Raw genomic sequence first — 16,660 nt, forward strand, 5'->3', positions numbered from 1 at the left:
TCGGACGATGATGAGCATCGGCGGCTGGTCCGACTATTCCGCGATTGAGCCGTACCTCGCGGAGCCGACGGAGGTCGGATCGGGGAGGCAATGGAACGTAGACTCGACCACTGCGGCCGTCCGCCGTAGACGAAATATAAAGTGCATCGGTTCAGTCTACCAACGTATGACCCTCGTATCTGATGGCGGTGGCTCTCCGCTTCCGTCGCTGTCTCGCCAGCTCCCCCCAGGAGACGTGAATATGGATCTGACTATGTGTGGTCTGCTTGTCGAGCGAGCCGAGGAACTCGCCCGACTCTACGCCGAACACGGAAACTGGAACGAAGTCAAAGAAATCTGGTTCGACGAACGACTATCGAACCGAAGCACACGGGGCAGCTCCCAGAAAATATACCGTGTGTTGACGTCGCGGTTCAAGAACGCTCCCACAGCACTCCCGAATCCGAGCGTTCTGCCAGCGATATTTGACGAGTGCCAGACGACCCGCGACAAAGCGCAGATCCTCTATCTCTACCTCGTTTCGGACGATTCGCTCGTTCGGTACGTCGTTCACGAATACGTCGCCCGTCTCACGGAGGGCAAACCGGATCCGCTCGACTTCTCGAACGAGACGCTTGTCGATATCCTCACTCAGCTCGAGTACGCTGACGGGGACTCCTTCGACTACGCGGAGTCGACGACCGAGCGTTGGTGTGAGGGCTTTCGATCAGTAATGCGCGAGATCGGTGTGCTCGAAGGGCAGCAATCGGTCGTTGGTGCATCGCCGTCGATAGGCGATACCTCGTTGCTCGTCGCGATGGACTATTCATACGAGAACGGTGACGATGAGTGGCTCACTGCACCGCGTGGGTTACTCTACCTCTTCCAGCCCGAGAACCGTTGGGAGGAGCTCTTCGATCGGGTTGCGAGCACCGACGCGTGGGAGTACCTCGAGCTGCACGGTGATCTCGACGTGCGCCCCAGTAATGAGCCGTACTCGTGGGTCCACGACGGAGGTGACAGCTAATGGTCGACGCGAACTGGTTCGACGACCTCCCGGACGACTTCGAGGAGTCAGTCCGTATCGACCGGGACGAGCAGGACCACCGCCAGCGGGCGATCCGGTCGTATCATATGACTGCCGACTCCCGCCGGTTTATCGAGGACTTCGTCGATCGAACGCTCGGCCAGGCAGACGATATGCGGACGGGATCGAATTACTGGCTCTACGGCTACTACGGAAGTGGGAAAAGCCACCTGCTGACCGTCCTCGATGGACTGCTGGATACCGACTGGCTCGATGGACAAGCGGATACGGTCTGGTCAGACCTCGTCCAAGCCTCCGATGACGGGGAGTTCGAGCAACTCGGCGACCACTGGCAGTCGGTTCACGACGAGTACTACGTCATCCCAGTCTCGGTCAATCTCCTGAAGTACCAGGGCCAAAAGCAGCGGAGCTTCAGCGAGATCGTTCTCAGACACGCGCACCAAGATGCCGATCTGACCGGCGTTGACGATGGTTTCTCCGAGGGGCTGTCCTCGCAGCTCGACGTCGCCTACTTCGAGAAGTGGTTCCGAACGACGGACGCGTGGTCTGACAGGGAGACCCGCGCTGAAGCAGCGCTTGCTGATGTGACAACCGCCGCCAGCGACTATGACTGGGAATCGGACAGCCTCTGGAAGGATGTCCAGAGCTATGGTGTACTGGCAGACGTCGTGCTGCCCAAACTCTTCGAGGAGGTCAACGAGACGCGCGACGGGTATACCGACCTGCAGCCGTCCGACATCGACCCGGAAGAGGTCGTGAGCAGGCTGGAGGAGCTACGGGCCGAGCGGGAGGCCGAGCTGGGCAAACCAGTGAAGCTCGTGTTGCTGCTCGACGAGGTGAGCCTCTTCATCGGGACCGACTTCGAGCGACTGACCGAACTCCAGACACTCGCCGAGAACGTCGACGACATCGGCGATGGCGACATCCAGCTGGTCGCGACCGCACAGGCGAAGATCGAGGACGTTCAGCCGAAGTTCGCTGCACACGGTGCGGACTTCAGCATCGTTAAGGATCGATTCCCCCACCGCTATCAGCTCCCCAGCAAGCACGTCGGCGACATCGCGAAGCGCCGTCTCTTCGAGAAATCGGACGTTGGAGAAGCAGCAGTTCGAGAGGTGCTCGAGGACGCGTCGGTGAAGCCGACCGAATCGCTGGTTTACAACGAGATCAAGCAGAACACGAAACCGCCGCTCGACAGCATCGACGACGAGGAACTCGTCGAGTTCTATCCGTTCCTCCCGTACCACGCTCCGCTGTTCCTCGAGATCCTCTTCAATCTCCGCCAGGAAGCGAGTGACCCGGCGAAGTCCATCTTCTCGGGCACGGCACGCGCCATTCTCGCGCTCATGCACAACCTCCTCCAAACCTGGGTCGAGGAGGGTGAGGACGACCAGGTCATCACGCTCGTGGACTTCTACGAGTTGGTGAAGCCGGAGCTCAGAGAGATACTCAAACAGGATATGCGCGTCATCGAGGGCTCCGATGTGAGCCGAGGAATCAAAGACGAGGTGAAGGACGGGGACCTGGAGCCGTTCGACCTCGACGTTGCGAAAGCCGTCCTCCTCCTCCAGCACGTCCACGACATCGTCCCGCTCAACGAGGGCAATATCGCTGTCTCCGTGATGTCGGACCTCAACGGCCGGTCTTGGATCAGTACCCAGAACCGAGTCGAGGAGTCGCTCGGCCGCCTCCAGAAATTCATTCGACCGACCGAAGACGAAACGGGCGCTCGGTACCGCTTCGCGACCCAGGAAGAGCGGATCATCTACGACGACACGGAAGCCAACGAAGATGACCCCGACTGGGATAAGATACTGCAAGCGCTGGATGAGCATCTCTGGCATCGGATCACACAGGATCTTTCACTGCCAGAGTCGGTCCCGTACGGAGACGCTGGCGATGAGTATCCCGTGGCATATGAATTCAGCCTCGATGGAACCGACTTCGAGACTACTGTCGACGCCGACGGTGGACTGGACGTCCCCATCGAAGTACAGGGCATTCGCCCAGACCACACCGCCGGGAACGGCGACGAGGAGACCCTCTACTGGACGATAGACACGGACGGCCTGGACGACCTTCGGAAGCACCTCGTCAAGTGGTGGGCTCTCCGTGACGCGATTTCGACACACAACGCACCACCAGCTGTGGAACGGGACCTCGAGAAGCGTGCCAGTGCTGTTCGGAGTAAGCTCGTCAGTGCGATGCAGAGCGGGTCGTATACCGTGAAAGACCGAACGGATCTCAGTGGCATCTCTACGGCCGTTCAGACCGCCGTCGACGTCGGATATCCCGACGACTTCCACCCGATGATGCTGCAGGTGACCGACGATCGCCTGCAGGAGTTGGCGGAGCTCTCGACAGGAGATCCGCTTCCTGCGTGGGCGCACACGATTCAGGTGCCGTCGTCCGATCCGTCTGCAAGCCAGGGGAAGAAGACGATACAGCGCAACGTGTTATCCCTCACAGGTCGGCAGCTGAAAGACCTGGAAGACGGCCTCAATATGAATACGGTTCTCGACGGCATCACTTCCGAGAAGCCGTTCTACGACGACGCTCGTCCAGCACTCTGTGCGATTATCTGGGGCTTCTGTCGGGAGGGTCGATTGGTTCCCGTCGACGAAGACGGGAATACGCTGGAGAACTCGGCTGTCCTCGACCAGGACCGCCTTTCGACGACGAGGCTGAAACTCCTCTCCGTCCCGAATATCGGAAAGCTCCTCGAAGAGGGTGGTTTCAAGGAAACGACCGAGACCGTCGCAGAAGGGCTCATCAATCTGCAGGAAGCCAACCAGCAGTTACGGTCGTCGCTCACCGGACTCCAGGAGGACGTCCAGTTGGTCGTCGATACCGACGTTCACTCGGAGGCTGTCGCTGGACTCCTCGACGCGCTCGCCGAGGAGTTGGCCGATCGAATCACTGCCACGACTGACCGGCTGTCCGTCGTGAGATCACAAGGGGATGGGCTCGGAGACGCGATCGAACAGACGAACGAGGTACAGGAGTGGTTCGACGAAGTGAAAGACGTCTGGAACCGACGGCTCGGGTCCCTCTACCGGTTCGACGCGCAACTCACGGTCGGTGACGATCGATTCGAGTGGGTCGACGACGATGCGCTCTCGGCAGTCACTGCACAAAGCGATGCGCTCGAGAACTTCGATGGGAGCTGGTGGACGACAGACGGATGGAAGGCCCTCGTCGCAGAGACCACGACCGGACTGAGCAAGGAGTTCCAGCGTTCTTGGAACGCATACATCGACCAGCAAGGGCTCACTGATCTTGTCGAGCGTATCGACAGCCATCCGTGGGTCATCCCAGCAACGGAGCTTCCGACAGGTGTGCAGGTCGCGATGGAACGCGAGTACATCACGCCGCTTCGAGAGGTGCAGCGATGGTACGAGACGATCGAGCAGGTTGTCGCGGCGCTCGCTTCGGACGACGAGGACGCGCTGGTCTCGGCTGCTGATGATATCTCCGGAGTAGATCCGCTATCCACAGCTACTGCGTACGATGTGGACGAGTTAGCATCCAGGGTCGACCGGCTTACTGCAATCGTCGGCGACCGGACGCCCGATGAAGTCGATCAGATCGGCGTGCTTCCGGACGACCGCCAGAGCATCGACCGGCACCTCGAACGTCTCGTCGAGAATCGAGAGCTGGACATCGGTGTGACGGACTCGGGGGTGATCATCCGATGAGCGGCACGCCGTACCGCGCGTTCAAGGAGAAGCTCTGTACGTTCGCCGATGGTCAGGCGGGGATCCGCAACCCGTTCGTTATTGTGGCCGTCGAACCCGAAATCGAACATCGAGCTGTTAACCGACTCAGTGGCTGGGCAACAGGGTCCAACGAGCCACCAATCATCGATGAAGACATCTCTATTCAACCGATTTGGCTCGACGAACTGCTTCCGCAGACCAAGGTGTATAATCTGTGTGTCGCACTCGGGAGCGAGACGAGTCCAGAACGCATCGAGGGAACGATGCAAGACCGGCTCGCCGAAGAGCTCGTCCAAAAGATGATTGAGAACGAGATCGACGAAGAGCATCTGAAACAGCAGAGCCACGTCGTCCTGCTCCTCAATATCGGGAGTCTCTACCCGTTTACACGTGCCTCTGAACTCTTCGACGAACTCGACCGTCGGAACGTCAGATCGACCATCGGAATTCCGTACCCTGGCGATGACGTCGGTGGGAAGTTGAGCTTCTTCGACGGAGATTCGCGACATTACTACCCGGCGCACCAGATTCCGGGTCCGATTACAGAGAGACACCTCCAACAATGAGTATCAGCAATCTATTCCGCAGCGATCCAACCCGACAGCTCGAAGAAGTCCAGAAAGTCAACGCCCGTGAACGGGCTGAGACCGACGTCGTCGAGTTCCACGAGACGGAGAGTGCAAAGCGAGTCCTTACCCAACTCGGTGACGTAATCGAGACGCATCCAGGAGAGGCCGCTCGCTTCCTCTATCTCCATGCGACGTTCGGGTCGGGGAAGACGCACCTCCTGAAGCTCATCGGTCTCGTCGCCGATACCGAGTCCGAGTTCGCCCATCTGGGAACCGAACTCGCAGAGCAGTGGCCTGGGTTCGACAACCTCGCCCAGTCGATCGACGCGTCACACGTCGAGCGGCTCAAACCGGTGTTCCTGAATCTCCTCGATCGGGACGCCTCGAAGGAACCCCCGCTTCCGTTCCTCATCTTCGAGGCGATTGGACGCGAGCTCGGCTATCCGACTGATCCCAACTGGCTGCTCGAGTGGGCCTGGACCGTCGATATGGAATACGGCGGCGTTTGGGATGCGCTCCAGACCACCGAGCACGACGGGCAGACGTTCGAGGACGTACTCGAAGAGCGTGCCTCGCTACGGCGATGGCTCTACGAGGCGCTCCCAGCGTTATCGGAGACGGCGGGAACCGAACTCGACAGTCGGGACGGCGTGAAAGCGTCCATCGAGCGGGCCGAAGCGGAGGTCGACCCCGAGTCGTTCGACCCTGCAGAGTTGGTCGAACGCGTCGAGACCGTGACTGCAGCACTGAACGAAGCGGGACCGCACACGGAACTCCTCCTCGGCCTCGACGAAGTCGCGCTGTTCGTCGGTGACAGTCGGCATCGCTATCGCGAGTTCGAGGAGACGATGGAAGCGCTTCAGTACGGGCCGAATCCGGTCGTCGTGACCACTGGTCAGTACTCACTTCCTGCGACACGGGAGAGCCTCATCGGGAAACCCTCCGAAGACCACTGGACGCATCAGCAAGTGCCGCTCGAAGGCGCGGACACTGAGATAATCGTCCGAAAGCGCTGGCTGCAGAAGGACAGTGCTGGCAGCTCTCGAGTATCCTCACTCATCTCGTCGATGCCTGACCTCTCGCTGGAGGCGTATTCACCAGTTGGGAGTGCAGACCCTGACCCGGTCGAGTCCTATCCGTTCCGCGAGTACGACTTGACCCTGTTGCGGAAGGTGATGCAGGAACTGATCACGCAGGGCCGAGCGACCGAGCGTGACTACATCCAAGGTCGTGCGTTGCTCGTTCTGGTTCGGTCGCTGTTCACGAAGTTCGGCTGGGCCGATGCGGAGGAGGGTGCCCTCGTCACGTGGGACGAACTGTTCGACCTGCTCGTCGAGGAGACGACCTACGTGCCGCTGTGGGTTCAGGAGATGCTCGAGAACACGCTGATTCCGACGTTCGATGGGAACGAGGATGCGTGGGAAGTCCGCGTCTCGAAGGCGCTGTACCTGCTGAATCAGACACCCGCTGTCCCGGCGACGCCAGAGAACCTCGGGCGACTGATGCTCGACGACGTGAACGCCTCGGTGGACCAACGCATCGAGGAGACGCAGTCGGCACTCAACACGCTCGTCGACAAGCGGAAGGTGCTCACAGAGACCAACGACCAGGGCGACGAGGTGTACACGCTCGTCTCGGAGGAACAGGAGAGTATCCTGAGTCGAGCACAGACGAAAGCCGAACAGATCTCGCCACACCAGCTCTCTGCCTGGCTGGAGACGCGACTCCGGGAGAACGACGATTTCTTCCGGAGCGACAACAGCCTCCACGAGGCCGACGTGGGCGACGAGCGACTCGTTCCCCTCCGCTACGAATACTCCATTCTCGACCCAGTGGGCAGAGCGCCGACCACGGAGTACGATGCCGTCCGTATTCGCGTCCTCGCTGACGACCCTGACACGGTTGCTGACCAGGTGGAGACGTGGCAGGACGTGAACGACGGACGGGACGGTGGGGAGCACATCCTCATCGCGATCGACGTCCCCGAGACGACGCTCGACAGGATTCGCAACGTCATCGGGATGGGGCAGGTGCTGGAAGAAGAGACCGAGAGTCACGAGGAACTCGAACGGGAACACCGGACAGACAAACGTCGGCTGGAGTTGTCCGTGAGCGACCTCCTCGAAAACGCGTCTGTCCACACAGTCCACGACTATCGAGGTGAGCGGCCAAGTGTCCTCGACGAGGTCGTTGAGGACCAGGTGCAGGCAGTCTTCGGCTCGACGCGGCGGATTCTCTCGCGGCCGCTCGTTGAGGTGGACGACGCCAAGGAGCTGGCGAAATTCTTCCGTGGGAGTGGCGACTGGCCGCTCGCTGATAGCGACGCCGTGATGCTCGGTGTCGATACGTCGAGCAGAGAGATTGCGGACACTGGGTGGTGTCGGGAGTTCATCGACGAGTACGAATCACAGACTGCAGTGGACGTCGAAACGCTACTCCAGCAAACGCGTACGGCGAACGGTGACTACCGAGGAACGCCACAGGAGTCGATTGCAGCGCTGCTCATCACGCTCGCGACGTCGAACGAGAAGGTCGCACTGAAGCAGGATACGGACTACGTGACCGATCCGACGGCGATCGGTCGGCAGGTCCGAACGAAGGGCGGCCTCACATCGTTGCAGGTGCGCTTCGGCGTCGATACCGTCAATCCGAAGGAAATTCGGAAGGTCGTATCGACAATTCTCGGCCACGATCCCGAAGGCAGCGACCCAGACGCGTGGGTTGCCGAGCTCGCTTCGTGGGTCGAGACCAACAGCGTCCTCGTCAAGCGGACGTTCAAGGGCGTCTCCAGAGAGTTCGATGTGGACCTGGACGCCCTAGAGACCATTCTGGAACCGGCCTACAGTGGCGGTGATATCACCACGTCCGAGTTGGTCGACGACGGCATTCAGTCCGAGGCCGAAACATTCGCACACGCCCGCGATCTATTCGCTACAGCAGACGGGCAGAAAACGCTCTGGGCGCAGTTCACCGAGACGCTCGAACTGCTGGCGGAGTGGTATCCCAGTGCGACGATCACATCGCGGATGCAGACGACCGCAAAAAGCGGGTCCGTCCCGACGAAGACGACCGTGACTTCGCGTCTTTCGGATGCGACGGGCCATCGAGTCGACGAACTCTCCAAACAGTATCGTCGCGTGACGGGCGAGTCCCCCGACTTGTCAGACACAGACGAGATCTGTACGGAGCTGACCGAATGGCTTCGTGAGAACGAGTCGACGGTCGCCAGCCTGCTCGACGATGCCACGGCGACGTTCGATGGTGTGTCGTTCGATGAGCTCCGTTCGGTGCTCGAAGTCGCGTGGAACGATGGCCAGCTCGACGAAGGTTCGCTCGTCGATTCGGCCGTGAGACCGCAGGCAGAAGAGTACGAAAAGGTTCGAGAGCTTCTCGAGGGGGAGCCGAGCCCGTGGTCGCAGCTGCAGTCAGACTACAAGGAACTACAGGCGGCGCATCCAGACTCACCGACTACCGAGTCAGTTTCGACGGCGCTCAGTGCCTCGCGGCCCCCCTCGATCCAACGAGTTCGACAACTCATCGAGGAAGCGAAGAACCCCAAGCCGCCGGGCCCTGACGATGATGCCTGGGCGGAACTGCAGCGCGTCGCGGAAGAGCTCCGCCAAGAGCTTCCGAACGCTGCTGTTACTGATGAGGTGACGGGGATAGTCGACACCGACGACCGGCCGAGTGAAGAACGAGCGACGGAGTTCCTCGACGAGTCGGAGAAGCTGTTGGCCCGAATCCGTGAGGTCAGAGAGACACTGGACGACGTCGATGAGGGCAGTATCGTCTTGATCGAAGAGTAGCTTCTCAACCAAACGAACCTTTTCGGAGCCTCCGCCTCGACATACGGATATGCCCAACCCGCTGTTTTCGACGTACACACAGGGCGAGAATCGAGTCACATCGACGCTTCTCGCAGTCCTCGAGCACGTAAACAGTCGACTGGCCGAGGACATCCTCGAAGCACTCACTGACGAGTCGGATCTCTCGCTGGCGACGTTCGACAATCAGGTCACGGGTGTTGATTCGGTGCCGGACGCAGCTATCCGAGCATCCACGGCGCTGTGGTTCGAGACGAAGACGAGTCGCGATGCCGTCCGTCGCGAGCAATTGGAGAATCACCTCCAGGCACTCGACCAGGATCCTTCGGACCTCCAGCGGCTGATTGTGCTCACTCCTGACGAACGTGTGCCTGCGGAGGTACAGGCGATCGACGACGAGCGGATCGTGTGGGCGAGCTTTGATACTCTCGTCGGGAGCGTCGAGTCGCTCCTGGAGCGTGACGTCGGGAGCGCGGAAGCGAGTATGTACGTCCCGACCGAGCGCGAGGCATTCCTTCTCCGCGAGTTCGTGCGCTTCATCTATGACGAGTCGCTCGTGAGTGGGCAAGAAGACCGTGTGCTCGTCGTCGCCGCTCGAAAGGCGTGGCCCGAGTACCACAAGTACGGGCTGTACTTCTGCCAGCCAAACCGCTCGTTCAAGCCAGTGTCACACCTCGCGTTCTACAAGGACGGCGAGATCAAGACTACCGTTCCGAAGGTCACTGGGTCGCTGGAGAGCATCTCGCTGGACGAGGAGACGATTCGTGGTCATCTGGAGCTCTCCCAGCACCAGGAAAACGAACTTCTGGAAGCTGCGGAATTGATGCGAGAGAACGGCTCCGATCGGTACAACGAAACGGAGAAGGTGCTGTTCCTCGAGCCAGACCTCGAACTCGATCGGGCGATTCGGAACGACAAGACCGCCAGCGACTCGAATCGGACTGTCGCGTTCGTCCAAGGTCATCGGTACGTCTCACTGTCGACGTTACGCGAGAACCCGACCTACACGACTGAGCTTGAGGAGTAATTTCGACTGGGAAACACGTTCGGAGGTTCGGCAACATTAAAGGCGCTCCTGTCAGTCGGTGTTAGCATACTGGGTTACGTTCTATGGAAGGCGATTCACTCTCTCAACGGAAGGCGCAACTGGACAAGGCCGAACGTGAACATCTCGAAGACGTCGTCGAAGATCTTCGCGAGCGCGTTGAGGACAACGTCCGGTTCCAACTAACGCAGAAGGATCTGGATGACCAGCCAGAGAATCCAGACAAGTTGGACGACAATATACAGCAGCTCGTCGAAGCGATCGACCTCGAGGGTGTCGACGGACACACGTGGGACGAGGCGTTCGAGAAGTACGTCACGGGTGTCGGCTATACTATCGTCAACCGGCTCGCAGCACTCCGTTGTATGGAGGTACGTGACTTCATCGACGAGGAAGTCACCGTTTTCAAAGAGAACGGCCTGACTCCGGCCGCAGAAACGCTCGTTCACGAGGAGTTCCTGCTTGAGGACGAGGCCATCCTCGATGCGTACCACAACGCCTGCGACGAGCTGGCTGAAGAGATCGAGATTCTGTTCGACCGCGAGTCGGCGTACAGCCTCGTAGACCCTGACGAGGACACGTTCGAGGAACTCTGTAGGATGCTCGACGATGTTCCGGACGAGGTCTGGCGAGCAGACGACGTGCTCGGGTGGGTCTACGAGTACTACAACCGCCCTATCGTCGAGGCGCTCGACGCCAAGGAGAACCTACAATCGGGTGACGTCGGTCCTGCCAACCAATTCTACACACCTCACTGGGTCGTCCGAATGTTGACTGATAACTCGCTCGGGAAGCTGTATCTTGAAGCGACTGGCCAGGAGGCACCCTCCCCGAGCCCACACGAACTCACACCAGAAGCTCGAAAAGGGCGCCAAGTAACTCCTGAAGACGCGTCCAGCGTTACTGAGCTTTGCACATACCTTATCCCCGACGAGGGTAGTCACGAAGCCCCCTCGTTCGATGACCCCTCAGAATTGCGTATTATCGATCCTGCCTGTGGAAGTGGGCACTTTCTGCTCTATGCGTTCGACGTACTCGAACGCATCTGGTGGGCTGAGCGCCCTGACCTTGACCGAAAAGAAATTCCAGCGAAAATACTGGAGCACAATCTCTACGGTGTCGATATTGACCTCCGGTCTTGTCAGCTTTCGGCATTTAATCTCTACCTCAAAGCCCGTACGCGTGCAGAGGCAGAAGGGAGTGCTTCGTTCCAGATGCCAAGTCTGGGAATCGTTTGTGCCGATTCGCGGGTGGCCGAGGTTGAAGAAGCGATCGATGTACTGAACGAAATAACGGGAGAGGGAACCGATGTCCGTGAGACTCTCTTCGATATCATCGACGAGTTCCATTCAATCGAGGCGTTGGGGAGCTTGTTGGACGTCAAAGGAACACTTTCAGAGGAGTTCTTACAGGAGCAGACAGACATACTCGACTGGGGCGGAGACGGTCCGAAGACGCTGAACGCCTTCTTGCGTTCCCTTCGAGAGGCTGTCGAAGACCGAACAGCAGACTCATTTGGCGAGCAGAACCTCAGGAGTTTCCTGAATCTGCTGGTCGTTCTTACCCAGGACTACGACGTGGCTCTGATGAATCCTCCATACGGGATGCGTGGTCGAATGCCAAATGACGTGAAAAAATACGTTGAACAACACTACCAGTACTACCCGGAGTACTACATCAACTTCTTCGAGGTCTGTGAAAACCTCTCGAAGGAACACGGTCGAGTTGGGATGCTCATCCCCTGGTCGTTCATGTTCCGGAAGGTATTCGAGAGCTTCCGGGTAGATTTCGTCGGCGAAGACCGTCGCTTCGACTTCTTGGCGGAGTTTGGCTACGACATCCTCGACAACGCCACTGTCGGGACCGTCGGGACGGTTGTCAGAGTCGGTACGCCCGGAGACGGTGAGGGGACGTTCATCAGACTTCACGATGTACCCAAGGCCGAAAAGGAGAGTCGCTTCATCGACGCCGCGTTCGTTGACGCGTACGATGGGGCGATACAGAGGCGGTTTACTCGCGACACATCCGAATTCTCGTTAATCCCCGGTGCGTCGATCTCCTACTGGGTACCGAAAGACCTCAGAGAACTGTACCAAGCCAACACCGTGCTCGACGCGGACAACGCGGATTTGGACAAACGGTCCAGTATCGGAGTCGTCAAACAGGGATTGGCAACCGGGAACGATAGTCGCTTCTTCCGATACTTTTGGGAAGTTGAAGGGGCTGAAGACCGATTTGCCCCAATCTCGAAGGGAGGACGAGACGCCTGGCTGCTCCCCAGAATCAACCGGACTGTCCTGTGGGAAGAAGACGGCAAAGAAGTCCGCCGCTACCCTGGCTCGTATCCCCGCAACACGGAATTATATTTCAACGAGGGGATCGCGTTCAATAGTCGTAAGCGGAGTGGTCGGAACTTCGGGTACATGCACCCGACGTCCGTTTTCTCTCACGTCGGAACGGCGATATTCCCAGATGATATGACGCGTGGGCATTAATTGCGTACCTCAATAGCCGGCTCGTCACCTACCTCAAACTCGCCCAGACTTTCGAGCGCAAGTGGGAGGTAAGTACAGTCGCACGACTTCCTGTCATCGACGCGGTGTTCGAGCATGAAGCGGAACTGGAGAGCGCAGCCAAAGAACAGGTCGCGAACGTGGTTTCAAAACGGAGTCTCGAGTTCACCTCTCCCCATTTCTCGGGCTGTCTCGCCGCGCAGATGGTCGGCTACGGAGTACCAAATCCCTCGTCCCACGCCCATCGGAGTATCCTTAACGACGTCCCCTGGACTGCGCCACCGGAGGTGGGGGCCGACGTCACCTTCGAGGAAATGGCCGAACTGGCGAATGACTACCTATCTGACATCGACGATAATCTCGAACGGGTGGCTCGGGAAACCGATGAAATGTTGTTCGACTACGTGGGTGTCCCGGATACTCAACAGGAGATGATTCTCCAAGAGGTCGGCTTGCGGACAATAGATGACCCGCTTGGGGACCGCCGAGACAAGGACGCCGAATCGGAGTCCACAGATGAGTCGCCCGTCACCCTCGATGGACTAGCCAAGGACTTTCTGTTACAGTTGAGTATGGACATCCTCTCGGCAGACAACGACGGTGTCGTCCCTATCTCGAACGTGGACGACGAAGAGAGCCTCCTCACACGGATCGAATCCAGATTCGAGCAAATATTCGGCGAGCATGCGTCAGCACGCCTCGCAGAGATTGACCAAATCCTAGGAAGTCGAGCAGCTGACGAGGAAGCGTACCCAAACCTTCGAGAATGGCTCGAAGAGGACCTATTCGACTACCACGTATCGACGTTCGATAGGACTCCCACTATGTGGCGTCTCACAACCGAGCGTCTGGTGTCCGATCCAGAGGGAGAAGGCTTCGCATGCCTAATTGACTATCATCAACTTGATGAAGGAGTCTTCGACCGGCTACAGAACCGATATCTTGAGCCCCGGAAGGCTCTCCTCCGAGAGCGACGAAGCGCTGCAAATCGTCGTCGTGGTGACGCTTCCCTCTCTGCCTCTGAAAAAGCAGCCGCAGCAGAGGAGTATACCCGATGTGAAAGTGGCCTCGAACAGATTGGTGTGCTTGAGGACAGACTGGCCAAACTGGCACAGCCCTCCGATCTTGAGTGGCCCGAAGAGACACAGCAAACCGCAAGAAATGCGGCACAGCTGGTGGCCAAGTTTAGAAAGGAAACTGCTGCGCGTTTAGATGCACTCGAAGAACTGGCTGGGCTCGAGGACGTTGATATGGAAGATATGTTCAGCCCGACATTCTACGAGACAGTCCAGGGCAATCAGGAGGAGTGGCTTGACGCGCTGGACGATTTGGAAACTGCGTTCGAGGCATACTCTACTGAAATGAACAAACCGGTGGAGGCTGGCGTTTACGACCTCTTCGAGTACTATGACGACCTTGTTGGATCGACGCATTACGCAAGTAATGGTATTCTGTTTATGACCTACTACTTCAGCAAATTCGAAACCAGTGAAAACCGGAAAATAAGCGACGAAGACCTTTCTAAACGAGAGCGACTCCTTTCGAGGTTGGCACAAGGCCTTGATGAGTACGAAAGCTTAGCGAACGAGATAGCAGATGCTTGTGATGAGGTCAAGAGCGAACTCCCTACTGACTGGGAAGACCGTGCGCTTGATGAAATATCAATGGCTGGCTACCGTCCGAACCGAAAACACGGAGTTGAGATCAACATTCGACCGCTAGCAGACGCAAAGGTGGTTCCGAAGACGGTGGAAGACGACGTTCTCTGACTATGCCTGCGACAAAGACCCTCCCACAGTGCGCCCATGACGCCATTGAGACCGCCATCGACGAGGCAGCCGACGAGGACCCCGTCATTCTCTGGTGGGACGACGGCGGCTTTCTCCGCGATATCGTCGAACACGCCAGCACGCAACTCCGCTGTGAGTTCCGCGCTGCCGAGCAGACGCCATTAGAACTCCGTGCAGAGGCACCACGCGATCGAACCGTCTGGTACGTTCCACACGCGAAGGAAGACGACGATGGGAACAAGGTAGACTGGTTCAAGGACGTCGAACACACGGGTGATGTCGTCGAGCAAAACATCGGCAAACTCGCCGCTCGCTGCTTCGAGAACGATCGCCTCCAGGCGGCGACGATTCGCACTGCCTACGAGGACGCCGAGAATCGCGAGAAAGTCGCTCAAACGCTCTACGAGGAACTCAACGGCGAGGGGGGCCTGCCGTCGCTCCAGGGCCTCCAGACGAAGATCGTCCTCGACGGTCACGACGACCCTGTGCAGTTCGTCCTCGAACACGGCACGTGGAACCTCCCCGAGGGTGACGATCTGCTGAAGATACGCGACCTGCTGGTCGACGACGGTGTCACAGCGGTCGAAGGTGAGTCCGACCCTCGAACCATCGTCGAGCGAACGCGCCGCTGGGCGGTCGCTGAGTGGCTCGTCGACGAAGGGCTCGACAAGTCACTGCTCCCGCAGGAGTACCAGCCCGAACCGAGCACGGGATTCGGTGTCTCCAGACCCGAACTCCGGTCGGTTCTGAGCAAGACCGCACAGAAGCAAGAACTGGCAAACGTCTACCTCGATCCCGACCAGCGGTTCTGGCACGACATCCTCCGCACCTACGACGAACCGTGGGAGCTCGTCGACTGTCCGGTCGACGCCTCGCTCGAACACCGGCTCTGGGACGAGTGGATCCAGTCGTTCAACAGCGGAGAGTACGAGACGTGTGTCACCCAGGCGAAACAGCGCCACAATCGACTCGACTCGACCTACGGCGACGTTCCGTGGACGAACGTCTGGGAGCAGGCCATCGACGTGGCCACGCTCGCGGACGAACTCGCAACGTGGGAAGAGCGCGGCGACACCAGTGACGTGGTCGATCTCTACGGCGACGTCGACGGGGGGACCTGGCAGATCGACAACGCCGTCTTCAACCTCATCGTCTCCGGCGAACCGGAGACCGGACTTCCCGAAGAGCACCCAGCGACGGCGACGCTCGACGATCTCCGTTCCTCGTTGACCGAATCGCGGTACCTCGAGTACCTCACCGACCTCGGTGACCTCGTCGTAGATCAGATCGAAGCAGGCTCGCCGTTCGTCGGCGAGAACCACGCTCACCAGTTCTTCGCTGAGGAGCAGGAACACCTCCAGAGCGGCCAGAGCGTCGCGCTGTTCATCGTCGACGCGTTGCGCTTCGACCTCGCCCACGAACTCGCCGACTCGATCCGTCGCGAGCTTCCCCAGCTCGAAGTCGACGAGAGCACGTGGGTCGGGACTCTCCCCTCCGACACCGAGTTCGGAAAGGCGGCGCTCACCCCCGGCAGCAAATTCAGCTTCAACATCGAACTCCAGGATGGGGAACTCGTCCCGGAGCGCAACGATCGCAAAATTACGAACCACTATCGCCAGACGCTCCTCGAGAACGACGGCTGGAGCTACATCATGCAGGACGCCGAGGACGAGGTGGGCTGGAGCAACACCCGCGTCGCCTACTACTGGAACGACATCGACGAGACGGGTGAGAAGGAGCTGACCAACTTCGAGGAGCTGTTCAGCGACCGTATCGAAGCGATCTCTCGCATCATCTGTGAGAAGTTGCGGAAGGGTGAGTGGGACCGAGCTTACATCCTCTCGGATCACGGCTTCGTCTCGCTGCCGAAGCACGTCGATATCGACGACCTCCACCCGCCGGATTACGCCGAACAGGTGACCCGCCGGTGGGTCGCTGGAACAGATCTCGATGACGACGCACCAGGCGTCCTGCTCGACGAGGATACCCACCTGGGCTATCTCGACGACGACGCCAGGGTCAGCATCCTCGCCGATCCGATCCAACGCTTCCGCAATCAGGGACTCCCCGACGCGCGGTTCTACCACGGCGGCATTCTCCCCCAGGAGTTCGTGTTGAACTTCGTCACCATCACGCAGGAGTAGATATTTGACAACAGGAAAACCAATCCCAG

At 59.0% G+C, this 16,660-nt stretch carries 8 protein-coding genes; all 8 read left to right on the forward strand.

Annotated features, from left to right (window positions below; genetic code table 11):
• Positions 1-166 precede the first annotated feature (166 nt).
• The 8 genes from GJ632_RS03785 to pglZ all read left to right on the forward strand — a co-directional run bounded on the left by GJ632_RS03785 (position 167) and on the right by pglZ (position 16,631).
• On the forward strand, positions 167-1,006 hold the full coding sequence (locus tag GJ632_RS03785) for a BrxA family protein (protein ID WP_191452152.1): 840 nt from the start codon (positions 167-169) through the stop codon (positions 1,004-1,006).
• Positions 1,006-4,725, forward strand: coding sequence for a hypothetical protein (locus tag GJ632_RS03790; protein WP_191452134.1), 3,720 nt, complete (start codon positions 1,006-1,008; stop codon positions 4,723-4,725). The genes GJ632_RS03785 and GJ632_RS03790 overlap by 1 nt, the downstream gene beginning before the upstream one ends.
• Positions 4,722-5,312 (forward strand): BREX protein BrxB domain-containing protein, encoded by a 591-nt coding sequence (locus GJ632_RS03795; protein WP_191452135.1) that lies wholly within the window; start codon positions 4,722-4,724, stop codon positions 5,310-5,312. The genes GJ632_RS03790 and GJ632_RS03795 overlap by 4 nt, the downstream gene beginning before the upstream one ends.
• Positions 5,309-9,121 (forward strand): hypothetical protein, encoded by a 3,813-nt coding sequence (locus tag GJ632_RS03800; protein ID WP_191452136.1) that lies wholly within the window; start codon positions 5,309-5,311, stop codon positions 9,119-9,121. Before GJ632_RS03795 ends, GJ632_RS03800 begins: the two co-directional genes overlap by 4 nt.
• Positions 9,122-9,170: 49 nt before the next feature.
• Positions 9,171-10,166, forward strand: coding sequence for a hypothetical protein (locus GJ632_RS03805; RefSeq protein WP_191452137.1), 996 nt, complete (start codon positions 9,171-9,173; stop codon positions 10,164-10,166).
• Between the two features lie 83 nt (positions 10,167-10,249).
• Positions 10,250-12,679, forward strand: a complete 2,430-nt coding sequence (gene pglX / locus GJ632_RS22995; RefSeq protein WP_231751321.1) for a BREX-5 system adenine-specific DNA-methyltransferase PglX — start codon at positions 10,250-10,252, stop codon at positions 12,677-12,679.
• A gap of 104 nt (positions 12,680-12,783) precedes the next feature.
• Positions 12,784-14,466, forward strand: a complete 1,683-nt coding sequence (locus GJ632_RS23000) for a hypothetical protein (protein ID WP_231751322.1) — start codon at positions 12,784-12,786, stop codon at positions 14,464-14,466.
• Between the two features lie 2 nt (positions 14,467-14,468).
• Positions 14,469-16,631: a BREX-5 system phosphatase PglZ gene (pglZ, locus tag GJ632_RS03815; protein WP_191452138.1), complete on the forward strand. Its 2,163-nt coding sequence runs from the start codon at positions 14,469-14,471 to the stop codon at positions 16,629-16,631.
• The last annotated feature ends 29 nt before the right edge of the window (positions 16,632-16,660 follow it).

This window comes from Halogeometricum sp. CBA1124 (genome assembly GCF_009741955.1).
Lineage (GTDB): Archaea > Halobacteriota > Halobacteria > Halobacteriales > Haloferacaceae > Halogeometricum > Halogeometricum rufum.